At 62.6% G+C, this 23635-nt stretch carries 23 protein-coding genes; 2 read left to right on the top strand and 21 right to left on the bottom strand.

Going from position 1 to position 23635, the window contains the following annotated elements:
- Positions 1 to 146: 146 nt before the first annotated feature.
- The 6 genes from ACPWMG_RS17035 to ACPWMG_RS17010 form a co-directional block, all read right to left on the bottom strand.
- Positions 147 to 1136: a Bug family tripartite tricarboxylate transporter substrate binding protein gene (locus ACPWMG_RS17035; RefSeq protein WP_483300667.1), complete on the bottom strand. Its 990-nt coding sequence runs from the start codon at positions 1134 to 1136 to the stop codon at positions 147 to 149.
- A gap of 78 nt (positions 1137 to 1214) precedes the next feature.
- Positions 1215 to 2354 (bottom strand): porin, encoded by a 1140-nt coding sequence (locus ACPWMG_RS17030; RefSeq protein WP_483300666.1) that lies wholly within the window; start codon positions 2352 to 2354, stop codon positions 1215 to 1217.
- 167 nt (positions 2355 to 2521) lie between these two features.
- A complete protein-coding gene (locus tag ACPWMG_RS17025) occupies positions 2522 to 3286 on the bottom strand; it encodes an SDR family NAD(P)-dependent oxidoreductase (protein WP_483300665.1) in 765 nt (254 codons plus the stop codon).
- Between the two features lie 29 nt (positions 3287 to 3315).
- A complete protein-coding gene (locus ACPWMG_RS17020) occupies positions 3316 to 3720 on the bottom strand; it encodes a nuclear transport factor 2 family protein (RefSeq protein ID WP_483300664.1) in 405 nt (134 codons plus the stop codon).
- A gap of 5 nt (positions 3721 to 3725) precedes the next feature.
- Positions 3726 to 5603, bottom strand: coding sequence for a feruloyl-CoA synthase (locus tag ACPWMG_RS17015; protein WP_483300663.1), 1878 nt, complete (start codon positions 5601 to 5603; stop codon positions 3726 to 3728).
- On the bottom strand, positions 5600 to 6382 hold the full coding sequence (locus tag ACPWMG_RS17010; RefSeq protein ID WP_483300662.1) for a crotonase/enoyl-CoA hydratase family protein: 783 nt from the start codon (positions 6380 to 6382) through the stop codon (positions 5600 to 5602). Before ACPWMG_RS17010 ends, ACPWMG_RS17015 begins: the two co-directional genes overlap by 4 nt.
- Before the next feature lie 150 nt (positions 6383 to 6532).
- Between ACPWMG_RS17010 and ACPWMG_RS17005 the strand changes: the two genes are divergently transcribed.
- A complete protein-coding gene (locus ACPWMG_RS17005) occupies positions 6533 to 7408 on the top strand; it encodes an amidohydrolase family protein (RefSeq protein WP_483300661.1) in 876 nt (291 codons plus the stop codon).
- Positions 7409 to 7419: 11 nt separating this feature from the next.
- On the opposite strand, the gene ACPWMG_RS17000 is transcribed toward ACPWMG_RS17005, so the two are convergent.
- The 9 genes from ACPWMG_RS17000 to ACPWMG_RS16960 form a co-directional block, all read right to left on the bottom strand.
- A complete protein-coding gene (locus tag ACPWMG_RS17000) occupies positions 7420 to 8118 on the bottom strand; it encodes an SOS response-associated peptidase (RefSeq protein WP_483300660.1) in 699 nt (232 codons plus the stop codon).
- 119 nt (positions 8119 to 8237) lie between these two features.
- Entirely contained in the window at positions 8238 to 9059 is an 822-nt protein-coding gene (locus ACPWMG_RS16995; protein ID WP_483300659.1) for an SDR family NAD(P)-dependent oxidoreductase, read from the bottom strand.
- A 72-nt stretch (positions 9060 to 9131) separates the two neighbouring features.
- On the bottom strand, positions 9132 to 10337 hold the full coding sequence (locus ACPWMG_RS16990; RefSeq protein ID WP_483300658.1) for an ABC transporter substrate-binding protein: 1206 nt from the start codon (positions 10335 to 10337) through the stop codon (positions 9132 to 9134).
- Positions 10338 to 10396: 59 nt separating this feature from the next.
- Positions 10397 to 11227, bottom strand: coding sequence for an ABC transporter ATP-binding protein (locus ACPWMG_RS16985; protein ID WP_483300657.1), 831 nt, complete (start codon positions 11225 to 11227; stop codon positions 10397 to 10399).
- A gap of 41 nt (positions 11228 to 11268) precedes the next feature.
- A complete protein-coding gene (locus ACPWMG_RS16980) occupies positions 11269 to 12075 on the bottom strand; it encodes an ABC transporter permease (RefSeq protein ID WP_483300656.1) in 807 nt (268 codons plus the stop codon).
- Positions 12072 to 12848, bottom strand: a complete 777-nt coding sequence (locus ACPWMG_RS16975; protein WP_483300655.1) for an ABC transporter permease — start codon at positions 12846 to 12848, stop codon at positions 12072 to 12074. The genes ACPWMG_RS16980 and ACPWMG_RS16975 overlap by 4 nt, the downstream gene beginning before the upstream one ends.
- Complete coding sequence (locus tag ACPWMG_RS16970; RefSeq protein WP_483300654.1) at positions 12841 to 13749, bottom strand: SMP-30/gluconolactonase/LRE family protein; 909 nt, start codon at positions 13747 to 13749, stop codon at positions 12841 to 12843. Before ACPWMG_RS16970 ends, ACPWMG_RS16975 begins: the two co-directional genes overlap by 8 nt.
- A gap of 1 nt (position 13750) precedes the next feature.
- Complete coding sequence (locus ACPWMG_RS16965) at positions 13751 to 14926, bottom strand: mandelate racemase/muconate lactonizing enzyme family protein (protein ID WP_483300653.1); 1176 nt, start codon at positions 14924 to 14926, stop codon at positions 13751 to 13753.
- Positions 14923 to 15606, bottom strand: a complete 684-nt coding sequence (locus ACPWMG_RS16960) for a GntR family transcriptional regulator (RefSeq protein WP_483300652.1) — start codon at positions 15604 to 15606, stop codon at positions 14923 to 14925. Before ACPWMG_RS16960 ends, ACPWMG_RS16965 begins: the two co-directional genes overlap by 4 nt.
- Positions 15607 to 15863: 257 nt before the next feature.
- On the opposite strand from ACPWMG_RS16960, the gene ACPWMG_RS16955 reads away from it, so the two are divergent.
- Entirely contained in the window at positions 15864 to 17165 is a 1302-nt protein-coding gene (locus tag ACPWMG_RS16955; RefSeq protein WP_483300651.1) for a UDP-N-acetylglucosamine 1-carboxyvinyltransferase, read from the top strand.
- A gap of 76 nt (positions 17166 to 17241) precedes the next feature.
- On the opposite strand, the gene ACPWMG_RS16950 is transcribed toward ACPWMG_RS16955, so the two are convergent.
- From ACPWMG_RS16950 to ACPWMG_RS16925, 6 genes are all read right to left on the bottom strand, one after another.
- A complete protein-coding gene (locus ACPWMG_RS16950; RefSeq protein WP_483300650.1) occupies positions 17242 to 18234 on the bottom strand; it encodes a Bug family tripartite tricarboxylate transporter substrate binding protein in 993 nt (330 codons plus the stop codon).
- Between the two features lie 218 nt (positions 18235 to 18452).
- On the bottom strand, positions 18453 to 19424 hold the full coding sequence (locus tag ACPWMG_RS16945; protein ID WP_483300648.1) for a Bug family tripartite tricarboxylate transporter substrate binding protein: 972 nt from the start codon (positions 19422 to 19424) through the stop codon (positions 18453 to 18455).
- A 172-nt stretch (positions 19425 to 19596) separates the two neighbouring features.
- Positions 19597 to 20361, bottom strand: a complete 765-nt coding sequence (locus ACPWMG_RS16940; RefSeq protein ID WP_483300647.1) for an SDR family NAD(P)-dependent oxidoreductase — start codon at positions 20359 to 20361, stop codon at positions 19597 to 19599.
- Positions 20362 to 20683: 322 nt separating this feature from the next.
- Positions 20684 to 21487: a FadR/GntR family transcriptional regulator gene (locus ACPWMG_RS16935; protein ID WP_483300646.1), complete on the bottom strand. Its 804-nt coding sequence runs from the start codon at positions 21485 to 21487 to the stop codon at positions 20684 to 20686.
- 257 nt (positions 21488 to 21744) lie between these two features.
- Entirely contained in the window at positions 21745 to 23097 is a 1353-nt protein-coding gene (locus ACPWMG_RS16930; protein ID WP_483300645.1) for a TRAP transporter large permease, read from the bottom strand.
- 2 nt (positions 23098 to 23099) lie between these two features.
- Positions 23100 to 23582: a TRAP transporter small permease gene (locus tag ACPWMG_RS16925; RefSeq protein WP_483300644.1), complete on the bottom strand. Its 483-nt coding sequence runs from the start codon at positions 23580 to 23582 to the stop codon at positions 23100 to 23102.
- Between the last annotated feature and the right edge of the window lie 53 nt (positions 23583 to 23635).

The following is a 23635-nucleotide window of genomic DNA, read 5'->3' as shown; positions in this document are numbered from 1 at the left end:
GGTTGCCATTGCAGCAAGAGCACTTTTCTGCAGGCGTAGCTTTCCCCTGGGCGCCCTCACGCGCCCATTGGGTTTTCAAGCTCACCTCAAGCTCGCCCGCACCCGCCAGCACCTTGTGCAGGCGAAGGCGGGTTCAAAACTAAAAATCAAGAATCTGCAGAGAAACCGATCTGCTTGACCAGCGGCCCCCAGCGCTCGTACTCGGCGTGTTGCGAGCGCGCCATTTCCTCTTGGGTAGAACCGGCTGGAATCAAGCCCACCATGGCCAGGCTGTCGAGCACGCTCTTGTCTTTGAGCGCTTGGTTGATGATCGCGTTGGCGCTGGCCTGCACGGCGGCGGGCGTCTTGGCGGGTGCGTAAAAGCCAAACCATTCTTCGACCACCAGGTCGGGGAAGCCTTGTTCGGCAAAGGTTGGCACATCGGGGTAGTAGGGCGAGCGCTTCGGGCCGGAAGTCGCCAGTACGCGCAGCTTGCCGGCCTTGGCGTAGCTCAGGTAGTCGCCCGATGGGTTCATGGTGGCCGCAATTTGGCCGGCCACCAGGTCGGTGATGCCAGGCACCGTGCCCCGGTAGGGCACGTGTTTCAGTTCGACCTTGCTGCGAATGCCCAGCAAGGCGCCCAGCAGGTGCGGCATGCTGCCGGCACCTGGCGAACCATAGTTGGCAAGGGTTGGGTTGGCAGCGGCCCAGTCCAAAAAATCTTTCAGCGTTTTGACCGAGGCCGGCACCATGGGGCCTACGGCCAAGCCGTGGTGCATGACCGCGCCAATCGAAATCAGCGCAAAGTCTTCGGGCTTGTAGCTGAGCTGTTTGTAAATATAGGGGTAGACCGACATGGCCGACACCGGCGCCAGGGCCAGCACCGAGCCATCGGCTGGCGAGCCCTTCAGCGCTTCAAGCGCAATGCGGCCGCCCGCGCCGGGGCGGTTGTCGATGACAGCAGGGTTGGCGGTGTAGGGGCTCCCGGCCATTTTTTCGCCCACGCGGCGCGCCACGGTGTCACCCGCGCTGCCCGGTGGAAAGCCGTAGAAAATTTTGACTTGCGCCAAGCCCTGGGCCAGCGCCGAGAGAGGGTGCAACGTGGCCAGCGCAGCAATGCTGGCAAGACCTTGGGTGAAGAGGCGGCGGGTGGTCATGATGTCTCCTGGTGGATGTGTAGAGGTGGTCTGTGCTGCGCCACATCTAGGCGTGGCTGCAGCACCGTGTTTTTGTTTTTAGAAGACGTGGCGAATGCCGACGTTGATACCCGTCTGCGAATTGCCAGGCGCCGTGTTGCTGCCAGGCGAGCCGCCGCTGACCGACACCGTGGCCAGCGAGTCGTTGCTGATGCGGCCGAACTGGGTGTAGACGGCGGTGCGCTTCGACAGGTTGTAGATGGCGCGTGCGACGAACATCGTCGAGTCGTAGTTCGATACGTTCTTGTAGCGCAGGTCGAGCCACTGGCCTTCCAGCGTCAACGCTTCGGTGAGCGGGTAGGACGCGCCCAGATACCACAGGTCGCTGCGTGGCTTGATGGCGTCGCCATCGTTGTCGCGGCGCAGCAGGCCACCGCCAATCTTCACGCTGGCCACCTTGAAGTAGCCGCCCACATGCAGGCGGTCATCGTGTTTGCTGCTGGAATTCATGCCGCCAAACACCACGTCGGTGCTGGAGGCCGGTGTACGGCCGTTTTGTGTGTCGTAGCCAATCGCGGCGCCCCAGTTCGGCGCGTCGTATTTGGCGTACAACGACCATTGACGGCAGGCCTGTTTGTCCGAGCCGCTTTCGCCTGCGCAGTTGGTGCCAGCAGGGCTGGGACCTGCGTTCACACCATCGCGGCCAAAGCTGTATTCGGCGCCCACGGCCACGCCGCCAAAGGTGGCACGGTAGGCCACGGCGTTGTCGGCGCGCGCGTTGGGAATGTAGGCGTCGAGCGAACCCATGCCGTAGACAGCGGGGCCGATCAAATCAGAGTCGAGCAACGACCAGAACAGCATCGAGTATTGGCGACCGATGGTGACCGCACCCCAACCACCGCTCACGCCCACCCAGCTTTGGCGCCCCATGGCGCGGCCGCCCTGGTTGGCCGTACCTTGGTCGGGGGCAATACCGGCTTCCAGGGTGAAGTTGGCTTTGAGGCCGCCGCCCAGGTCTTCCGTGCCCCGCATGCCCCAGCGTGAGGGCAACAGGCTGGTGTTCGACGGCATGCGTGTGATGCTGCCGCCGCCAGCGCTGGCCACGTGGTTGAGCTGTTCAACGCCAACGTCGACGATGCCGTACAGCGTCACGCCGGACGCCGTTTGGGCATGTGCCGTGATGCCTGCGCTCAGCGCCAAAGTCGCCATGGTTGCGGTAGCGATGCGGGTGTGTTTCATGGTCTGTCTCTCTCTCTCTCTCGTTCTAAGTTCGTGGTCTTCCGTAGCTGCCTGGTTGGGGGCTCCACTACGCTCTAACTGCTATGCCGTTCGGCTGAGACGGCATGTGCCTTCGCACTCTTTGGACGGGCAGGCCGTGGGGCGCGCCTGGCGTCAAAATGTCTACTTCATCGGGGCGCCATGCGCAGTGCGCCATCGAGCCGGATCACCTCGCCATTGAGGTGGCCGTTTTGCACGATGTGCAGCGCCAGGTCGGCAAACTCTTCGGGCTTGCCCAAGCGCTGCGGAAACGGGATGGACTTGGCCAGCGACTCTTGCACCGCTTCGGGCAACTCCTGCATCAGCGGCGTGGCAAACAAACCCGGGGCGATGGTGCAGACGCGAATGCCGTGTTGCGCCAGGTCGCGCGCCATCGGCAGCGTCATGCCCACAATGCCGCCCTTTGATGCGCTGTAGGCCTGCTGGCCCACTTGGCCGTCAAACGCAGCCACCGATGCGGTGAACAACATCACCCCGCGCGCACCGTCTTCCAGCGCGGGTAACTTGGCGCAGGCTGCTGCAAACAAGCGGCTGATGTTGTAGGTGCCAATCAGGTTGATGTTGACCACTCGCGCAAAGTCTTCCAGCGGCGTGGGGGTGCCGTCGCGGCTGATGATGCGTTTGGCCGAGCCGATGCCGGCAACGTTCATCAAGATGCGCGCCGGGCCGTGGGCTTCAGCGGCGCGTCCCAGGGCGGCTTCTACCGAGGCGGTGTCGGTGATGTCGCAGGTGCAGGCCACGCCGCCAATCTCTTGCGCCACCAGGTTGGCGCGTTCGGTGTTGCGGTCGAACACTGCGACTTTGACGCCCGCTGCCGCCAGCGCACGTGCCGTGGCTTCACCGAGTCCGGAGGCGCCGCCAGTGACGATGGCGGCTTGTTCTTTTAACAGCATGGGGTTTGTCTCCTCGGGACTTTTATCTTTTATGCGTTGGCGTATTTGTCGCCCACTTCTTCGCGCAGCGGGTGGGTGTCGTAGACGATGGTCATCAGGCTGATGCGGTCGCTGCCGGGCTTGAAGTCGAAAACATCCACACAGGTGAAGGTGACGACCTTGCCATCCTTCAATGTCCAGTCGTAGCGAAAGTACGCCGCCACACGGGTGCCGTTGGTGGCGGGTTCCACGCTGGCAAACAGGTCGATAGGCGTGATCACGCTGCACGACGAGGCCGATGCCAGCTTGGGGAAGAAGTCGCTCGCGAGCATGGTGCCCAGGAAGGGCGAAATGACTTCCCCATCGGGTGCGAAGCTAGCCACCAGTGCGGAGGTGTCGCTGGCGTGCAGGGCTTTGAGGTAGCGGCGCACGGTGTCGAGGGGGGCGGTGCTCATGTTGCTCATGCGTCGGCTTTCTGAGGTTTCAGCGTGTGGGGCAGGGTGTCGGCATGCAGCGCTTGCACCGTGCCATCGCGGTGCTTCAGCACGGCGCGCTGGTTGATCGAGCCCTTGTCGGTCACTTCGCCTTTGTCGATCGACGGGGCATCGCTTTCCAGATGCGCGCGCGCAATGCGGTTGGCGCTGCCGGTGCTGCTGGCCGAGAGCGTGTTGAGCAGCTCCTGGAAGAAGGTTTGCACCGGCGCGCTGTCGAGCACGTCACGCATCGAGGCGTCTTTGGGCAAGCCCGCCAGCGTGCGCACTTTCTGTGTGGGGAAAATCAGCGCGCCCACTTCCTTGAGGTTGATGCCGGTGAGCACCACGTCTTGCACATAGGGTGCGCCTGCGGTGGTGATCTTGGCGCGCAGCGGGCCCACGCTCACAAAGGTGCCGGTGGCGAGTTTGAAGTCTTCGGCAATGCGGCCGTCAAAGCGCAGGCCACGGTGGATGTTGTGCTCGTCGATCCAGCGCACGGCATCACCGGTGCTGAAGAAACCTTCTTCGTCAAACGCTTCGGCCGTGGCTTCGGGGTTGCGCCAGTAACCGGGCGTGATGTTGGGGCCGCGGTAGCGCACTTCGGTCTTGCCATCGATGTCGACTAGCTTGAGTTCGATGCCCGGTGCCGGCAAACCCAGGTCACCAGACTGCACTTCAGGGCCGGTGATGTAGAGCGCAAACGGGCCGGACTCGGTCATGCCCAAGCCGGTGCCCATGACGATGCGTTCGCCCACTTCGGCCTCTTGTGTGCGGTGCAGGCTGTCCCATACGGGTTGGGCCAAGGCGGCGCCGGCGTAGAAGAACATCTTCACGCGCGACAGCAGGTTGCGGCGCAGCACGGCATCGGTTTCCATCGCCAGCGCAATCGCCTCGAAGCCCGTGGGCACGTTGAAGTAGACCGTGGGGGCGATTTCGCGCAGGTTGCGCAAGGTCTCGGCCATGCCGCCGGGCGTGGGTTTGCCGTCGTCGATGTAGAGCGTGCCGCCGTTGTCGAGCACGATGCCCACGTTGTGGTTGCCACCAAAGGTATGGTTCCAGGGCAGCCAGTCGATCAACACCGGTGGCTCGTCACCCAGCGCCGGAATGCAGTGGCGCAATTGCTCTTGGTTGGCGCACCACATGCGGTGTGTGTTGATCACCGCCTTGGGCAGCTTGGTCGAGCCCGAGGTGAACAGAAACTTGGTGATGGTGTCGGGGCCGGTGGCGGCCATCGCGGCGTCTACGGCTGCGGTGGCGGGCGTGTGCAACAAGGCATCAAATGCCGTGCTGGCGCGGCCTTCGATCACACCTTCTCCGAGCACCACTTCTGCATCGGCTGGCACCGCTTGTGTGATGGCGCGGCCGTAACGTTGCGCATCGGCGGCAAACACCAGGCCTGGCGTCAATGCAGCAAAAACGTGGCGCAGTTTTTCAAAGTCCTGGCTCACCGTGGAGTAGGCAGGCGAGACAGGGCAGTAAGGTACCCCGGCGATCAAGCAGCCCAACGCCATCAACGCGTGCTCAATGCTGTTTTCGCTGAGGATGGCCACAGGGCGCTCGGCACTCAGGCCACGGTCGAGCAATGCCTGGGCAATGCTGCGGGCGCTCTGCAGGGCCTGGGCGTAGCTCACGCGCACCCAGTCGCCGGTGCCGCCGTCGGCCAAGCGTTCGCGGCGCGCGATGAAGGTCTGGTCGGGCTGCGTGGCGGCCCAGTGGTGCAGCCGGTCGGTCATGCGTTCAACAAACGGCTGCAGCCTAGCGTCGGCCCGCAGGTAACGCACGCCGGGCGCGCCTTCGCGCACCACGCCGCGTGTCACGCCGAACGTCAGCGGACGGTATTTGATCTGACCGGCTGCGCTGCTCATGACTTGCTCACCTTGGCGGCGCGGCCGTCCAAGAAGGCTCGCACGCGGTCTTTGGCTTCGGGGGCGCTTTGGGCGATGGCGGCCATCAGGGCTTCGGTCATCAAGCCCTGGTCGGATGGTTGCTCGGCGATGCGTGGCAGGGCGTGCATCAGCGCGTAGTTGGTCAGCGGTGCATTGGTGGCGATGCGTTTGGCCAACTCCAGCGCCTTGTCGAACGCGGTACCGGTGGGTACAAGGTATTGCGCGAAACCTGCGCGCTCGCCGTCTTGTGCGTTGTAGACGCGGCCGGTCATCATCATGTCGGTCATGCGCGCCACGCCGATGAGTTTGGGAATGCGCACCGAGCCGCCGCCACCCACAAAAATGCCGCGCGAGCCTTCGGGCAGGGCGTAGAAGGTGGTTTCATCGGCCACACGAATATGGCAGGCGCTGGCCAGTTCCAGGCCGCCGCCGACCACCGCGCCGTGCAAGGCTGCCACCACGGGCACGGGGCCAAACTGCAGGCGCTCCAGGGCGCTGTGCCACATGCGCGAATGGTGCAGGCCTTGGCCGGCGTCGCGCTCTTTGAGTTCGCTTAAATCGAGGCCGGCGCAGAAGTGTTCGCCTTCGCCGTCGATCACGGCGGCACGCACGCTGGCGGGGAATTGATCGAACTGGTCGCGCAGGGCCAGAATGAGGCAGTCGTTCAATGCATTGCGCTTTTTACCGCGCGTCAGGCGCACCACGGCAACTTCTTGTTCGTCGCCGTGGAGTTCGAAATGGAGATCTTTAGAGGTCATCAGTGTGTTTCTTTCTGGCGTTGATTATGGTTATGCAACATAATCAATTCAAGCGAATGCTTTGTGTTTTTTATTGGGGTTATCCCGCGCTCGATTCTGAGGCTCAACGGGGTTGTGCAGCGGGTGAAACCTGCTTTTTGAGGAGACTTTATGGACTACAAAAACCTGGTGGCGATTGACATCCACACCCACGCCGAAGTGGGCTGCTGGAACCCGTTTGACAACTACGCTGAAGAGTACGACCGCGCCGCCGATAAGTACTTTCGCTCGAGCCGCCGTCCCACCATTCCCGAGACGATTGCCTACTACCGCGAACGCAAAATCGGCCTGGTGATGTTCACCGTGGACAGCGAGTCACAGATCGGTCGCCGCCGCATTCCGAACGAAGAAATCGCTGAGGCCGCGCGCGACAACAGCGACATGATGATCGCCTTTGGCAGCATCGACCCGCACAAAGGCAAGATGGGCGCACGCGAGGCCGAGCGGCTGATCACCGAGCACGGCGTGCGCGGCTTCAAGTTCCACCCCACGGTGCAGGGCTACCACCCTTACGACCGCATGGCCTGGCCGATCTACGAGGTGATCAACGCGCACAAGCTGCCTGCCATCTTCCACACCGGCCACAGCGGCATTGGCAGCGGCATGCGTTGTGGTGGCGGCTTGCGCCTGGAGTACAGCAACCCCATGCACCTGGATGACGTGGCGATTGATTTTCCTGACATGCAGATCGTGATGGCGCACCCGAGCTTTCCGTGGCAAGACGAGGCCCTGAGCGTGGCCACACACAAGCCGAATGTATGGATCGACTTGTCGGGCTGGAGCCCGAAGTATTTTCCGAAGCAACTGGTGCAGTACGCCAACACGCTGCTCAAAGACCGCATCTTGTTTGGCAGCGACTTTCCGCTGATCACGCCAGACCGCTGGATGAAAGACTTTGAAGACGCCGGCTTCAAGCCCGAAGTGATGCCCGGCATCCTGAAAGACAACGCCGTGCGCCTGCTGGGCTTGGACAAGACGCCGGCTTGAGCTAGCGAGGCTTAGAACAAACCCTTTGGAATCTTGTCCGCCTTGGTTTCCAAAGGGTTGGCCGCCAGCCAGTTGGCCGGGTACTGGCGCATGAATTCCTTGGCCTTCTCGATGCGCACGGTGAGCCACGCATCCACGGCGCCTTCGTTCAGGATGACCGGCATGTTGACGTCGTTGCCTGCAGGACGGTAGCGCCGCATCAGGGCGTGGTTGTTGGCGTTGACGGTCAATAGGGTGAAGCTCAACAGCGGGGCGCCTTCAGGTCCGCTCCAACTGGCCCACAGCCCGGCCACCGCCATGGGTTTGCCATCGACGCGTGAGATGCGTGTGGGCAGGGCTTTGCCGCTGCGCCAGTCGTCCACCCAAAAAGCTTGCATGGGCACAATACAGCGCTGGTTTTGCAGCCAGGCATCGCGGAAGTTTTTCGAGGTGCTGGCGGTCTCGGCGATGGCGTTGACCAGCTTGGGTGCGCGCAGTTTGCCGTCGGAGGCGGACTTGACCCAGTGCGGCACCAAGCCAAACTGGGCGGGCGTCAGGGCGCGACCGAGAGGGGTATCAGGTGGCGCATCGGCAGGCACGGCCACCGGCCGGATGCAAAAGCCCGACATGCGCGGCCACATGTCGCGCTCGCCCAGGGCGGCGGGCGGCTCGACGTTGAAGGCTTCGGTAAAGGATTCGGCGCGCTGGATGGATTCGTAATGGGAGCTCATGGCGGCATGGTACCGCCCCAAAGGGGCTTTAAGCTTCTTGGGGCTCGAGCGCCCGCTACACAAGCGCGGAGGACTACGTTTTATATAGCGACACGTTAGTTTCCCAGTTCGCCAGCGCTTCACAAGTGCGCGCCGCCGGTGGCCTGCAAATCGGCACCCGTGATAAACGCTCCCGCGTCCGAGCACAACAGCAACGCCGCACCAGCCATCTCTTCAGGCACACCCGCGCGATGCATGGGGTTGGCCCGGTGCGAGATGTCGGCCCACTCGGTCGCGTCTTCGCGTCGCCAAGAGTTGCGTGCGGTAGCGACCAAGCCGGGTGACAGGTTGTTCACCGTGATGCCCTCGGGCGCCAACTGCCGCGCCAGGTTGATGCACAGGTTGTGCTGCGCGCTTTTGAGCGCAGCGTAGATGGCCAACTGCGGCTCGGGCTTGGTCTGGTTGACGCTGCCCACAGTCAGGATGCGACCCCAGCCACGCGCCTGCATGCCGGGCACGGCGGCCTGCAGCAACTCCACGCTGCTGTGAAAGTTGACTTGCGTTTGCCGCAGGCGATGCGCTTCGGTGATGGCGGTGAATTCTTCGCGCTGCTGCACCGAGGCGCAGAGCACCAACACATCCACACCGCCCAATTGCCGCTCGGCTTCAGCCACCGTGCGTGTGCCCTCGCCAGGAACGGCAAAGTCGGATTCGATGAGGCAGTGGCGTGTGCCGCGCGATTGCAGTTCCGCCGCTAAGGACTGTGCCGCGCCTGCGTTGTGCAGCGCGCCGTCTACTGCCCCAGCGTATTGAATGGCCACCTCGGCGCCCGCATCGGCAAACGCCAACACGATGGCGCGGCCAATCGACAAGCTGCCGCCGGTGACCAGGGCCCGCCGCCCGGTCATGGCAAAGCGTTGCGCCAGGCGGCGGACATTGTCCAGTGAAGTTGCGTCATCCATGGCGGCACCTTTTGAAGCGGAACGGGCGAGGCCTCAACGCCGTGTGGCGGCGTAGAGCGCAAAGGCTTCTGATCATGCGGCCAGGTTCCAGTTGGCGGCTTCCCAGGCCGGTTTGCCACGCACGTCGGATTTTTGATCGTCGAACACTGTACGCGCTGGCTTGGCACCCGTGGCTTCGTACGCGGCGCGGGCCACATCGGCGCCAAGTGCGAAGATCTTCTTGGCGTCGGCAGCAGTCAGCTCTTTCTGGAAGATGGCCTTGGTGGTCGACAAACCGACCAGCGTGCGCGCATCGCCCTCGGTGATCCACGACCAGCCACGGCGGCGCCACAACACGCTGTCGATCCAGTCGCCTTGCGACACCGGGTTGCCAGCCCAGTTGGGCGAGCCGATCTTGATGATTTCGCTGGTGCCACCCTTGGCCAGCATGTCGACCGCGCGCTGGTTGGCGATGAGCACGGCCGTCACGGCCTTGGGGTTTTGCGCCAGGAACTCGCGCTGCACCACCAGCCAGATGCGGTGCGGGTAGTAGGCCTCGGGCGCGAAGGGCGTCTTCTTGAAGCTAGCCACCACTTTGCCTTCGCCCTTGCCCTCTGGGCCGGCGTAGGCCGCGCCTGTGGTGCCGTTGTTGCGCACCAGGGTGATCATGTCGCCCGCGCGTTCAGCCGTGGCCGAAGTGGGGCTTACGCTGACCACGGCGTCAATGCCCGGCTGCGCGCGGCCCAGTTCGGTGAGCGCGTTGATGTTGCGCACGGTGATGTTGACGTCCTTCGGGTCGTCCACACCAAAGTGCGCTTTCATCATGCGGGCCAGCACCAGGTGCAGATCGGAGCCGACGATGGTCAGAACGGTCTTACCCTTCAGGTCGTCGAGGTTGTGGATGCCCGACTTTGGGGGCACTTGCAAAGGGAACGGGTTGCCGCCGCCCACCAAGGCCACGGGCACTACCGGGTCTGGCCCGGTCAAGGCGCGGATGCAAGGTGTGGAGCCCAAGGCGCCAAACTGCAGTTGACCGGCGGCAATGCCTTGCAGCATGCGCAGCAGCACGGGGAACGACAGGTACTCGGCTTCCACGCCCGGCAAGCCCAGGTCTTTGGCGGCTTGTTCCAGCAGCTTTTCTTGCTGCATCTTCAGCGTGATGGCACCGGCTTCGGTCGCCAGGCCAATGCCCATGCTGAGCTTGAGCGCTTGCGCCAGCGCGGGGCTGGCCTGGAACATCGGCAGCGTGGCGATGGCGGTGGTGGCGGCCATGAAGGCGCGGCGGTTGACTTGGGTCATGTGGGCATCTCCTGAAAGTTGTTGTGGGTGTCGTGGACGTTGGGGCGCTTGGGTTGAACTCAGTTGGTCTCTTCGGTGATCGCCTGCGCTGCTTCGTCTCGGATCAGGCTCCACACGTGGCTCATCAAGCGGGCCATCTCGGGTGAATCGCGTAGTTGCGCGCGCGGGCGTGGCAGGTCGACGGTCACCACTTCCTTGATGCGGCCAGGGCGGCGGCCGAGCACCAGGATGCGGTCGGCCAGCAGTACGGCTTCGTCGATGCCGTGGGTGACGAACATCACCGTAGGGCGTTGCCGATTTGGATCGGTGTCGCCATCTCCCCACAGGCGCAACAGCTCGTCTTGCAAGATGGTGCGGGTTTGCAAGTCGACGGCGGCCAGGGGCTCATCCATCAGCCACATGCGTGGGCTGTTGGCCAGCATGCGGGCGAGGGCGCAGCGTTGGCGCATGCCACCAGACAGTTCGTGCGGAAAGCGCGCTTCAAAACCGCTGAGGCCCACCACGTCGATCAGCTTGCGCGCCTGCTCTTTGCGCGTGGCCGCGTCCACACCACGCGCAAACGGGCCAAACTCGATGTTCTGCGCCACCGTGCGCCAAGGGAAGAGGGCGTAGTCCTGAAACATTACACCGCGCTCTGGGCCAGGGCCGGTGATGGGCTTGCCTTCAAATCGGATGTCACCTACGGTGGGCGCGTTGAAGCCGGCAATCAGCGACAGCAGTGTGGACTTGCCGCAGCCGGAGGGACCGACCACGGTGACAAATTCACCCGGGCGAAAGTCGAAGTTGATGCCGGCCAGCGCTTCGACCTTGAGGCCGTCGCGCGCCGAAATATAGGTTTTGCCCACACCTGCAATGGTGACGATGGGCGGCTGCTGAGATTGGGGGGACATGGTGTTGGGCTCCTGTTCCATGCGGTGAGGCACGGTCTTGTTTATTGAGGGCTCCAGGGCAACACCCGGGCCTGTAGGCGGCGCAAGCCTGCGTCGATCAACAGGCTTACCAGCCCGATGACCAACATGTAGAACACCAGGGCGTCGACGTCGCGCTTGACGTAGAGCGTCTCCACCATCACCTGGCCGATACCGGCCACGCTGCGGCCCTGGCCTGCGACCTTGATGCCGATGGCCAGCTCGGCCGCTATGATGGAAGCCCAGGCAAAGGCCAGCGCAATGCGTGCGCCGGTGAAGATCATGGGCATGCAACTGGGTAGCAGCACCGAGCGCAGCATCACCCACGGCCCCGCACCGAGTGCGCGCGCCGCCGAGGTGAGGCGCCGATCTACCAAACGCGCGGCCTGGCTGGCGTTGACGATGAATGGAAACACCGCCGCATACGCCACCACAAACAGGGCCGCATCCCCGCGCACGCCCAGCCACAGGATGGCCATGGGAATCCAGGCGATGGGTGCAATGGAGCGCAACGCATCGAGCACGGGGCGCACGGCGCGGTCAAGAAACGGCACGGTGCCAATGGCCAGGCCGAGCGGAATGCCCACGATGGCCCCCACCGCAAAGCCAATCAACACGCGGACGATGCTGCCGCCCATGGCTTGGAAGATCACGCCGCTGGTCACCAGATCGACACCGCTGCGCCACACGCCCGAAGGTAGCGGCACCAGCCCTTGTGCGGCGGCGCTACGCACGGCCGCTTCCCACAACACCAGCACCACCGCGAGCAGCGCCAGGGGCAGTGCGAGGCGTGTGCGCGGCGACAACGCTTGGTTGGATAACAAGCTCATGATGCGGTGTGCGCTGGCATCCAGCGGCGAACAAGGTGTTGAACAAAACGCAGCAGCCCATCAGCCATCAGGCCGAGCACACCGACGATCAGAATGCCCGCCATGACGCGGTCCATCTGAAAGAACTCTTGGTACCAAAGAATGCGCCAACCAATGCCGGCATCGCCGCCCACAATCTCACCGGCCACGAGCGACATCCACGCCACACCCAGCGACAGGCGCGCGCCGGTGATGATGCTGGGCACCACGGCTGGTAGGATCACATGGCTGACCACCATGCTGCGTGAAGCGCCCAGTGAGGTGGCGGCATGCACCAGCTTTGGGTCGACACGTCGAATGCCGGCCAGCACATTGACAAACATCGGGAAGATCGACGCGTAGAAGATCAGGAAGATTGGCACCGCGCGGCCCACGCCCAGCACCAAGATGGCCAGCGGAATCCAGGCAATGGGGCCGATGGGGCGCAAGAATTCGGCGAACGGGTCGATCACTGCTTCCAGCCAGCGTGAGCTGGCGGCCAGCATGGCCAGGCCCAGTCCTGCCAGGATGCCCAGGCTGTAACCCGTGCCCAGGTGCAACAGGCTGGCGCCGATGTCGACCGGCAACTCGCTGTCGAGCATGCCGACAAACGCAGACCACACGGCGGCCGGCATGGGCACGAGGTTGCTGTTGTGGGCGCGCAGGCCAATCCATTGCCACAGCAGCAGCACGCAAGCCAGGCCGAGCAATGGCTCGATCCACCGTTGCACGCGTTTCAAGATGGGCTTAGACATGTGGTGCGCCCTCCGGTGTGCCTGCATAAACAGGCTCGGGCAAACCGCGCACACCGGGCCGAATGGCCAGCACCGCACCGGCCAGTGGCTGTGTGGCCAGGGCGGCAGCGTCCAGGCGTTGCGAGGCGGTGGTGATGAACAAGGTGTCCAACCCTGGGCCGCCGAATGTGCACGACGTGGTTTGTGAAGCCGGCAGCTGGATCAGCCGATCCAACTGGCCTTGTGGCGTGAAGCGTGCCACGCAACCCGCGCCGTAACGCGCGCTCCAAATGCAGCCATCGCTGTCCACCGTGTTGCCGTCAGACTTGCCCGGCGCGGTGCCAGCTATTACCAGTGGCGCCCAAACGCCAGGCATGCCGGTGCCGATGTCGTAAGGTGCGGCTTCAATACAGCCGGTGGCGGTGTCGACGAAATACATGGTGCGGTCGTCGGGCGAGAAAGCGATGCCGTTGGGGATGTTGACCGCCGTGCGCACGGTGCTGGCGCGGCCATCAGCATCCACGCGGTAAAGGCTGCCGGCGGTTTGCTCGCCGAAGTCCCACATGCTGCCGCACCACAGGCGACCTCGGCGGTCGGCCTTGGCTTCGTTCAAGCGGTTGTGGGGCAGCCCTTGTTCGAGCGTGCGCAAGGGGGTGATGCTGCCCGTGGCGGGGTCGAGCCAGACCAGCCGGTCGCGCAAGGCCACCACCACGCGGCCACCAGTGGCCAGTACCACGGCGCCTGCGAGTTCCGGCATTGGCCAGTGGTCAATGCGGCCGGTGCGGCTGTCCCAGCGTTTGACTTCGGGGCGGCGGATGTCTACCCACCACAACTGCGCAGTGGCACTGCACCAGGTGGCGGTTTCGGCCAGGATGTGGCCGGCCGGGGCAATGACTTCAACGGGGATTTGATCAAGCTGCATGTCAGGCTTCCCACAAGAAGGGCACGCGCTCGGTCAGCGATTGCAGCAGCGAGGCTTGCAACTGAACACCCAGTCCGTTACCGGTGGGCAACGAGGTGTGACCGTTTTGGATGGCCGGGAAAGCCGGCACCACCAACTGCTGGAACAAGGGGCTTTCGTCGAACTGCATTTCCAGCATGTCGAAAGCCGGCAGCACGCACGACAAATGCTGGCTGGCCGCGTGGCAAATCGGGCCGCTGGGGTTGTGAGGCGACACCTGCACGCCCAGCCGTTCGCATTGGGTAGCCAGGCGCAGCATTTCAGCCATGCCTCCGATGTACTTCACATCTGGCATGACCACGTCGTAGGCACCGGCTTCGCAGTAAGGGCGAAACTTTTCCCAACCAATGTTCTCTTCCAGCCCGGCCAGGCGCATGCCGAGGGCGTTGGCCTGTGTGCGCAGTCGCACCAGCGCGGGGATGTTTTCAGGCACTTCCAGCAGAGGGCATTCCACCCAATACACGCCTAAGGCGGCCGCCGCCACGTTCAGTTGGTGTGCCGTCGCCTCGTTGAAGCGCCAGTGGCAATCCACCATCAAGCGCGCTTGCGGACCCACGACCGCGCGCACTGCGGCTATGCGTTCCAGGCCCTGCTGCATGGCGTGCACGCCTTGTCCTTGCGCGCATATTGCCGCGTTGACCTCGTCAAACGGTGCGAGCTTGTACGCATGGAATCCGGCTGCCTTGGCCACGGCAGCGCTTTGCGCGAAGCCTTCGGGGGTACGGTTGACGGTGCGCCGGTTGATGTTGGCGTACACCCCAAAGGTTTCGCGCAGCGCACCCGGTTGCAGTAGGCGCGTGGCCAACGCCTGGGCCAAGGGCATTTGCTGCGTTTGGGCGTGCAACGACCACAGGGCTTGATCAATGGCGCTGACCACTGCCGCTTCAGCCAGGTTGGCGGGGACGGTGGCTGCGGCCAAAGCCCCTGGGTGGTCTGGGTTGGCCTGCGGTAGCAGGACTGGGAATAGCCGCGCGGCTGTAGCGAACAGCGAACTCTCTTGGCCTGTGAGGGTCGCCTCACCTTCGCCGATCAAGCCATCGTGGGTGCGCAGTTGCAGGAAACACCAGACGGTTTTGGGTGTGATGCGGGTGGCATGCAGCACGGCCTGCCTCAGAGGGGGGATGGATGTGGAACTCATGCGTGGTGAGGTGAGCAGGAAGAGTGGAGGGTGGTCGGGGTCAGGTACGCTTTCACGCGTGTCAGCAGTTCCCGCTTGGCTTTGTGGGCATGCGCAGCCATGAGCGTGCTGGCGGCGTCCTGGTCGTGTGCTTCCAGTGCGCTGATGAGGTGTTGGTGGTCGTTGGCCACGCCAGCAAAACGTTCGGGGCCGTGGCCAAAGTTGCGCCACAGCGCGGCCAGCAGCATCCAGTGTTTATTGATGATGGGCAGCGCTTCGGGGTTGTGGGCGCAGCGGTTGATGGTTTGGTGCAGGGTGTGGTTTTGTGCCACCACACCCGCGTAGTCGCCGCTGGCCGCGTGGCACTCCAGCGTGGTTTCGATGGCGCGCAGCTCGGCCACGTCTTCGGGTGTGCAGCGCGAGGCTGCACGGCGCACCATCATCACTTCCAGCGCGGTGCGGATCTCGAACAGGTTCTCCACAAACGCGGTATCGATGTGGCGCACGTGGGCGCCACGGTTGGGCTCGATCACCACCATTCCTTCGCCGTGCAACTGGCGCAGTGCTTCACGCACCGGCATGTGGCTGACGCCGTAGCGCGTGGCCAGCGCATCGATGGTGATGCGCTCCCCAAAACGCAATGCACCTGTCAGGATGTCATCGCGGATCAGCTGTCCGATGTCGAGTTTGGGTGGGGTCACGTCGTTTTCTTGTTTCTATTTTTGATCAAATATAAGATTTAAATGAGCTTTAGACAAATAATATTCATATAATTTGATCAAATATAGGGAATGCCCCGAACAGTGCTATGCATTCCCGCAACGCTGGGATGAGCCGTAAAAGTCGGTCGATCGCGTAAAACTGGTTACAGGTAGGCGGCGTAGAAAGAGGACAATGGCGCCTGTTTTTTGTCCTCAGCGTCGCCCGATCGGTTGCGCGCTTTTCCCGGTTTCTCAACATGTCCAATCTCATCGTTCACGGCGGCACGCCGCTTCGCGGCCGCGTCACCCCATCGGCCAATAAAAATGCAGTGTTGCCGGTGCTGTGCGCCACGCTGCTCACGCGCGAGCCGTTGCGCCTGCTGGGGGTGCCCGACATCACCGACGTGCGCAAAATCCTGGAGATCTTTCGCACCCTGGGCAGCCATGTGCACATGGACCACGCCACCAGCACGCTGGAACTGCACCACTGCGATACGGCGTTTGATGCCGCGCTGCACCGCCTGCCTGAAGAGATGCGTTCGTCCATCATGCTGGTGCCGCCGCTGCTGGCGCGCTTTGGCGTGGCGCGCCTGGAGGACAACGTGAAGGGCTGCACCCTGGGCGTGCGCGAGATCGATCCGCACGTCGACGTGTTTCGCCGTTTTGGCAGCCAGGTCGAGCGCGCCGATGGTTCGTTGATTGTGCGCACCGACGGTAAGCTGACCCCTGCCAACCACTGGCTGGATTACGCTTCGGTCACCACCACCGAAAACTTCGTGCTGTGTGCCGCCGCCGCCCATGGCACTTCCACGCTGACCAACGCCGCGTGCGAACCGCACGTGCAGGAGTTCTGCCGCTTCATGGTGATGATGGGTGCGCGCATTGACGGCATGGGCACCTCGCGCGTCACCGTGCATGGCGGCCAGACCTTAGGCGGCGGCGAGTTTCGCTTTGACGAAGACTTCCACGAGATCACCACCTTCCTGGCGCTGGGTGCCATCACCGGTGGCGATGTGGTGGTGCGCAACAGCGCGCCCGAGAACTTCCCGCTGATCGACCGTACCTTTGCCAAGTTTGGCGTGCAAATCACCCATGAAGATGGCTGGTCGCGCGCCACACGCAACGGCCCGTTGAAGGTGGAAACACCTTTCACCAGCAACGTGCTGACCAAGGTGGAAGCCGCACCGTGGCCGTATTTCCCGGTCGACCTGCTGCCCATCTTCATTGCGCTGGGCGTGCGTGCCGAGGGCAACGCCATGTTCTGGAACAAGGTGTATGACGGCGCCTTGGGCTGGACTGGCGAGTTGTCGAAGTTTGGCGCGCATGTGTTTGCGTCCGACCCGCACCGCATCGTCACCTTCGGCGGCCATACGCTCACGCCAGCGGTGGTCGAGAGCCCTTACATCATCCGCGTGGCGATTGCGCTGTTCATGGTGGCGGCCAGCATCGACGGCCGCTCCGAGATTCGCCACGCCGCTCCGATTCGCCGCGCGCATCCGCACTTCGTGGAAAACCTGCGCAGCCTGGGCGTGAATGTGGAGTGGACCAGCGAAGAGTGACCCCGCTGGACTAGTTCCCCAATGCAAAACGCGCCCCTAGAGGCGCGTTTTGCATTGGGGCGCGTCTGTCGAACGCTTAGTCTGCCTTGATGTTCGCGGCCTTGATCACCTGGGCCCATTTTTCGACTTCGGCTTTTTGGAACGTGGCGATTTGTGTGGTGCTCATGTCGGCGGGCTCCATGCCAAAGTTCTTCAACTTCTCTTGCATGTCTGGCTTGGCCAGGATGGTGCGGATCTCGCCATGCAGCTTGTCGATGATGGGCGCGGGTGTGTTGGCCGGCACAAAGATGGCTTGCCACGATACCACTTCAAAGTCTTGCAGACCGGGCACGCCAGACTCGGCCACGGTGGGCACGTCGGGCATGGACGCCAAACGTTTGGACGACGTCACCGCAATGGCGCGCAGCTTGCCGCTTTGGATGTGCGGGCCGGCCACCACGGTGGTGTCGAACATCATGTCGACCTGGCCGCCAATCACATCTTGAATCGCCGGGCCGCTGCCTTTGTAGGGGATGTGCGTGAATTTCACGCCCGACTTGTAGGCCATCAATTCCAGCGCCAAATGCTGCGACGTGCCGGTGCCCGCCGATGCCGATGACAAGCCCCCCGACGAGGCCTTGGCCTTGGCCGCGTTCACCACGTCCTTGAGCGTTTTGTACGGGCTGTTCTGGTTCACCACCAGCACCACCGGGTTGGTGCCGATGAGGGTCACGGGCGCGAACGATTTGATTGGGTCGTAGCCAATCTTCGGGTACAGGCTGACATTGATGGCGTGTGAGCTGATGGTGCCGCCCAGTAGGGTGTAGCCATCGGGTGCTGCACGCGCCGCGATCTCCGAGCCCACGCTGCCACCCGCGCCGCCTTTGTTGTCGATGATGACCGAGGTGCCCAGCGTGCCGGTGAGCTGCTGCGCGATCAAGCGCGCCAACACGTCGGTCGTGCCACCGGCAGGAAACGGCACCAGGTAAGTTATGGCCTTGCCCGTAGGCCAGTTGCCTTGTGCCCAAACGGGCAGGGCGGCTGCGGCCAATGTGGCGACAGCGGTATGGATGAGGGTGCGGCGTTGCATGCTTGTCTCCTGCAAAGGTCTATAAGAAAAAATGCCCGCAGACGCTTCATGCATCTGCGGGAGCAGCTACTCTTTTGATAGTTTTAGCTGCGGTTTAGGTCATCCCGGTTCCCTCGCGCGAACACCGTGGAACTGGCTCTGCCAGGCCACTGGTGTTGCCCCTGCAAGGGGAAGGAGCAGCGACACGCAGTGCGCGAAGCCTGGGGTGTGCAAAAAAGTCAGGGCTTGATGTTCAGTTTCTTGATCAGCTCGCCGAAGTAGACGTTATCCTTGGCCAGCGTTTCCTTGAACGCGGCACCGTCGGTGTAGACAAAGCCCAGGTTCTGCTTGTCCATCATTTCGCGCATCGAAGGCTCTTGTGCGGTCTTGGCGGTCATATCGCGCAGCTTGGCCATCACTTCTGGTGGCGTGTTCTTTGGAGCGCCCAGGCCGCGCCAGGTGCCAATGCTCAGGTCGATGCCGCGCTCTTTGGCTGTAGGCACGTTCTCGTAACCCTTGAGGCGTTTGTCGGCCATGACCATCAAGGTCTTGAGCTTGCCGGCTTGCACATAGGTCCAGACTTCGGCTGGGCTCACGGCGACGGCGTCGATGTGCCCCCCCATCAGCGACAACACGGCCGGAGCCGCACCTTGGAAGGGAATGTGGCTGAAGCTGGTGCCGGTCTTGTCGCCCAGCGCAGCAGCGGCCAAGTGCCAGATGGAGCCGTTGCCGGAGTTGCCCACGCGCACCGTATCAGGAGCCTTCTTGGCAGCGGCGAGAAATTCTTCAATCGTGTTCCAGGGTGCATCAGCCTTGACGGTGATGGCTGCCGGGTCGGAGTTGAGTTGGGCAATCGGTTGGAAATCGTCGTACTTGAACTTGGCCAGGCCCAATTGCGGCAAGGTCAGCAGCTCCACCGTGAGCACCGCAAGCTTGTAGCCATCGGGCTTGGAGTTGATGACTTCGCTCCAACCAATGGCGCCACCCGCGCCGGGCTTGTTGATCACCACAATCGGTTGGGAGATGTACTTGCGGCTGGCTTCGCCAAACGCGCGGGCCAGTGCATCGGTGCCGCCGCCGGCTTGGTAAGGCACGACCAGTTCGATCTGGTGGTTAGGAAAATCGGTTTGCGCCGAAGCAGGTGCAGCAAAACCAAAGGTCAGAGCGGCAGCGGCAAAAACGGCCGCAAGGCGTGGAACGGTAACTTTCAAAATGTCTCTCTCTCGGTTAGTGGATAGGATTTAAAAATTGCGAGCCCTATTGGCTGGGCTCTGCAGAAACGGAGGACACCGCGGAACTGGCTTTGCCAGGCCGCTGGTGTCGCCCCTGCAAGGGGTTAGCGAAGCGACACGAAGTGCGCCGAAGCTTGGGGTGTTCAACAGTTCATGGCATGTATTGGCCGCCGTTCACTTCGATGATCTGCCCGGTCACATAACTCGACAAAACTTCAGACGCCAGGAACAAGAACGCGCCGGTGCATTCATCCGCGTCACCCAGGCGGCCCATCGGAATGCCGGACTTGAACGACTCCAACATGGCAGGCGTGGAATAACGGTCGTGGAACGGCGTGACGATCACGCCCGGCGCAACAGCGTTGACGCGGATCTTGTCGCCCACCAGTTCTTTGGCCAGGCCACGCGTGGCCGTGCTCACAAAGCCCTTGGCGCCGGCGTACAGGTAAGCGCCCGGGCCACCGCCGTGGCGCGCGGCCACCGAGGTCACGTTGATGATGTTGCCGCCTTGGCCGCGTGCACGCATCAGCGGCACCACTTCGCGGCAGAAGGCCAGGGCGGAGAGGGCGTTGATGTGCAGAATGTCGTCGAACAGCGCGTCGGTCATCTCGGCGATCGGCACACGTTGCACCAAGCCGCCAGCGTTGTTGATCAACACGTCGATGTGGCCAAAGGCCTCAACGCTTTTGGCGACAGCATTTTTGATGGCTTGTGAATCGCGCACATCGGCTTGCACGGTCACGGCTTCGCCGCCTGCGGCCTGGATGTCGGCGGCCACGGCGGTGGCGGCGGCTTCAGACTGGTTGTAGTGCACCACCACTTTGGCGCCGCGTGCGCCGAAGGCCTTGGCCACGGCGGCCCCAATGCCAGTGCTGGCGCCGGTGACGAGTACAACTTTGCCTTTAAGGTCTTCCATGAAGATTCTTCCCTGGTGAGATGGTTTGCAGATCCAAAAGAACGCCTCGCGCGGGGCGGAGGCCACAAGACGGCATGCTCAACATTCCCTTTGCATGAGTAGCGCAAATGCAAGCTTGTATTGGCATGTTTTTGATAAGTCATCGTACAACTATTGGCCGTACGACAGGGGGCGGGAAAACCCGATTTGGGACGATGACAACGCGTGATGCGACAAAGAAAAAAGCCTGCCGTCACCCACCGCTCGAAGAGCTTTGGGGTGACGGCAGGCTTTTTGAATGGCGGCGACCGGCGTCGCCGCTGCGTGGGCTGAAAGCGCTCGCTTAGTCCTTCAGCACGGTTTCAGGCGGCTGGCTTTTACGCAGCCGTTCGCGGCTGTTCGACAAGTGTGTGCGCATGGCGGCGCGGGCCGATTCGGAGTCTTGCTGGCGGATGGCGGCGTAGATGTTTTCGTGTTCGCCGTGCACGCGCAGCAGGTACTGCAGGCGGCCTTCTGGTGCATTTTGCAAGGTGTTCACACGGGTGCGCGGAATGATCATCGTGCCCAGGTAGGTCATCAGGTCGGCAAAGTGTTGGTTGCCGGTGGAGCGGGCCACTTCCATGTGGAACTGGAAGTCCGATGGCACGGCATCCTGGTCGTTCTGGATGGCGTCGTGAAAGCCTTTCAGAGCGGCTTCCAGTTGCACCAGGTTGGCTTGGGTGCGGCGCTGCGCGGCCAGGCCGGCAGCCTCGGTCTCCAGGCTGATGCGCAATTCCAGCAGCGCGATGACGTCGGCCACGGTGGCAAAGTCTTCGGGTGCGATCTTGAAGTTGCCGGACTCGGGCGGCGCAATCACAAAGGTGCCGATGCCGTGTCGCGTCTCCACTAGACCGGAGGCTTGCAAGCGCGAAATGGCTTCGCGCACCACGGTTCGGCTGACGTCGAAGCGCGTCATGATTTCGGCTTCGGTGGGCAGTTTGTCGCCTTGCTGCAACTGGCCTTGGCGAATGCTGGCGGCCAGGTTGTCAACAACTTCGGAGACCAAACCACGGGCGCGGCGTGCGCGGGGCAGGCCGGCATCTGCAGCGGCGGGCACAACGGTGCCTGCAAGCGGTGCAGCGGGAGAAATGTGGGTGTTAGATTCCATCAGAGGCTTGCATGTGTCGCGAGGTGGACTCGTTTTTATTATCGGACAACGTATGACTGATGTGCTCAGTAACGCGTTCACTGTAGCAAAGCCGAAACAAAAGTCCAGTCTGCGCGGGGCTTTGTTGTAAGAGGCTGTTGAACAGAATGTTCACGGTTCAATCGGGTGTTGATGCGAGGTTGGCTTGTAAAAAAGTCCCAGGCGGCGAGGGGTGGGGCCGGGCTGGGACTTTGTTTCTTTCTACGGTGAGCGTCGCGTCAATGCACAGGGTGTCCTGTGATCAGCGAGGGCAGCCAAGTGGAGAACGCGGGTACATAGGTGACCAGGTTGATCGCAATCCATATCGCCAGGTAGTACGGCCACGCTGTTTTGGTGGCCTCGCCAATCGAGATATTGCCAATGGCACACCCCACAAACTGCACCGTTCCTACCGGTGGGTGCACCAAACCGAGCGCGCAGTTGAGCAACAGCATCATGCCGAACTGCACCGGGCCCACGTCCATTTGCATGGCCAGCGGCAGGAACAGCGGGGTGGTGATCAAGATGTGGGCGGCCATGTCCAGGAAGATGCCCAAGAAGATCTGGATGATGTTGATGTACAGCAACATCAGCCATGGCGTTTGCGTGGCGTGCATCAGCGCGCTTTCAATCGCTTCCGGAATTTCCAGGTAGGCCATTTGCCAGCGCAGCATGTTCGACACGCCGATCAGCAGCAAGATCACGCCGGTGGTCTTGGAAGCCTTCTTCAGCGACTTGATGAGCTTTTCCTTGCTCATGGTGCGGTAGATCACGGCCGTGAGGAACAGCGAGTACGCCACCGCAATGGCCGCGGCTTCGGTGGCGGTGGTCACACCGCCCATCACGCAGCCCAAGATGACCACGATCACCATCAGGCCAGGAATCGCCGCGATGAAGGTGGTCAGCACGGCCTTCCAGCCGGGGAAGCGTTCCAGCATCGAAGAGCCGTCGGCGCGCTTGGGGAAGCCGTTGCGCACGGCTTGCCAGTAGGCGGCAATCAACATGCACACCATGATCCAGAACACGGGCACCAGGCCGGCGAACATCAGGTCGCCGATGGACACACCACGGATCACGTCGCCACCGATGGTGCCGGCCGCCGCTTGCGCTGCAAACGCGTAGATGATCATGTTGTGCGATGTGGGCATCAGTGCGCCGGTGAGCGAGGCGTGGGTGGTCACGTTCACCGCGTAGTCGGCGCTGTAGCCCTCTCGCTTCATGATCGGGATCATCACGCCGCCCATGGCAGAGGTGTCGGCAATCGGCGAACCGGAGACACCGCCGAACAGCGTGCTGGCCATCACGTTGGCCAGGCCCAGCCCGCCCTTCATGTGGCCGACCATGCTGCGTGCGAAGTCGAGAATCTTGTCGGCAATGCCGCCGTGCAGCATCAACTCGCCCGAGAAGATGAAGAACGGAATCGCCAGGAACGAAAACACGTTCATGCCGGAGACCATCATCTGCATGGCGGTGGCCAATGGCAGGCCTTCCACGGCAAAGGTGGCCAGGCAGCTCAGGCCAATGGCAAACGCCACCGGCACCCCAAGTGCCAGGAAGAGCGCGAAGCTCAGGGAAAGTACAGCGAGTTCCATGATCAGGCGTGGGTTTTTTTCGTGAACAGTGCCAGCATGTGCTTCACTGAAAACAGGATGATGAGGACGCCCGCAATCATTGGCGGCACGTAGCGCCAGGCCTCTGAAATACCCAGCGTGGGAATGGTGTCGTGGCGTGTCGATGTGGCCATGTGTTCACAGCCCCACAGCAAGATGACGGCAAACGAGATGGTCAGCAGTTCCACCACAACCAGGCACAAGAACTGCGCCTTTTCGGGCAGCAGCTTGACCACCGAGTCCAGGCCGATGTGGCCTGCGTCATGCACGCCGGCAGCGGCACCAAACATGGCGACCGAGATCACCAGCAACAGGGCCACTTGTTCGACGTAGGGTGGTGCGTCATTGAAGGCGTAACGCATGATCACGCCGTAGATGACAACGATGCCCAATGCCGCCAGGCAAGCGCTGGCCGCACGCAGCACCCAATTGGACAGGTGCTCGTTGATTGAATTGAAAAGATCCATGGGGTAACTTCCCACCGGTACACCGCAACGCTCAGCAGCCTGCATGGTGCAGG

This window comes from Hydrophilobacter chitinilyticus (genome assembly GCF_049860745.1).
Taxonomy (GTDB): Bacteria; Pseudomonadota; Gammaproteobacteria; order Burkholderiales; family Burkholderiaceae_C; genus Rhodoferax_B.
This window is presented reverse-complemented; position numbering and strand designations above follow the sequence as displayed.

Bases quoted from the DNA above. Each gene is read 5' to 3' on its own strand.
- ACPWMG_RS17035 (WP_483300667.1), bottom strand. From the start codon at position 1,136: ATGACCACCCGCCGCCTCTTCACCCAAGGTCTTGCCAGCATTGCTGCG.
- ACPWMG_RS17030 (WP_483300666.1), bottom strand. From the start codon at position 2,354: ATGAAACACACCCGCATCGCTACCGCAACCATGGCGACTTTGGCGCTG.
- ACPWMG_RS17025 (WP_483300665.1), bottom strand. From the start codon at position 3,286: ATGCTGTTAAAAGAACAAGCCGCCATCGTCACTGGCGGCGCCTCCGGA.
- ACPWMG_RS17020 (WP_483300664.1), bottom strand. From the start codon at position 3,720: ATGAGCACCGCCCCCCTCGACACCGTGCGCCGCTACCTCAAAGCCCTG.
- ACPWMG_RS17015 (WP_483300663.1), bottom strand. From the start codon at position 5,603: ATGAGCAGCGCAGCCGGTCAGATCAAATACCGTCCGCTGACGTTCGGC.
- ACPWMG_RS17010 (WP_483300662.1), bottom strand. From the start codon at position 6,382: ATGACCTCTAAAGATCTCCATTTCGAACTCCACGGCGACGAACAAGAA.
- ACPWMG_RS17005 (WP_483300661.1), top strand. From the start codon at position 6,533: ATGGACTACAAAAACCTGGTGGCGATTGACATCCACACCCACGCCGAA.
- ACPWMG_RS17000 (WP_483300660.1), bottom strand. From the start codon at position 8,118: ATGAGCTCCCATTACGAATCCATCCAGCGCGCCGAATCCTTTACCGAA.
- ACPWMG_RS16995 (WP_483300659.1), bottom strand. From the start codon at position 9,059: ATGGATGACGCAACTTCACTGGACAATGTCCGCCGCCTGGCGCAACGC.
- ACPWMG_RS16990 (WP_483300658.1), bottom strand. From the start codon at position 10,337: ATGACCCAAGTCAACCGCCGCGCCTTCATGGCCGCCACCACCGCCATC.
- ACPWMG_RS16985 (WP_483300657.1), bottom strand. From the start codon at position 11,227: ATGTCCCCCCAATCTCAGCAGCCGCCCATCGTCACCATTGCAGGTGTG.
- ACPWMG_RS16980 (WP_483300656.1), bottom strand. From the start codon at position 12,075: ATGAGCTTGTTATCCAACCAAGCGTTGTCGCCGCGCACACGCCTCGCA.
- ACPWMG_RS16975 (WP_483300655.1), bottom strand. From the start codon at position 12,848: ATGTCTAAGCCCATCTTGAAACGCGTGCAACGGTGGATCGAGCCATTG.
- ACPWMG_RS16970 (WP_483300654.1), bottom strand. From the start codon at position 13,749: ATGCAGCTTGATCAAATCCCCGTTGAAGTCATTGCCCCGGCCGGCCAC.
- ACPWMG_RS16965 (WP_483300653.1), bottom strand. From the start codon at position 14,926: ATGAGTTCCACATCCATCCCCCCTCTGAGGCAGGCCGTGCTGCATGCC.
- ACPWMG_RS16955 (WP_483300651.1), top strand. From the start codon at position 15,864: ATGTCCAATCTCATCGTTCACGGCGGCACGCCGCTTCGCGGCCGCGTC.
- ACPWMG_RS16950 (WP_483300650.1), bottom strand. From the start codon at position 18,234: ATGCAACGCCGCACCCTCATCCATACCGCTGTCGCCACATTGGCCGCA.
- ACPWMG_RS16940 (WP_483300647.1), bottom strand. From the start codon at position 20,361: ATGGAAGACCTTAAAGGCAAAGTTGTACTCGTCACCGGCGCCAGCACT.
- ACPWMG_RS16935 (WP_483300646.1), bottom strand. From the start codon at position 21,487: ATGGAATCTAACACCCACATTTCTCCCGCTGCACCGCTTGCAGGCACC.
- ACPWMG_RS16930 (WP_483300645.1), bottom strand. From the start codon at position 23,097: ATGGAACTCGCTGTACTTTCCCTGAGCTTCGCGCTCTTCCTGGCACTT.
- ACPWMG_RS16925 (WP_483300644.1), bottom strand. From the start codon at position 23,582: ATGGATCTTTTCAATTCAATCAACGAGCACCTGTCCAATTGGGTGCTG.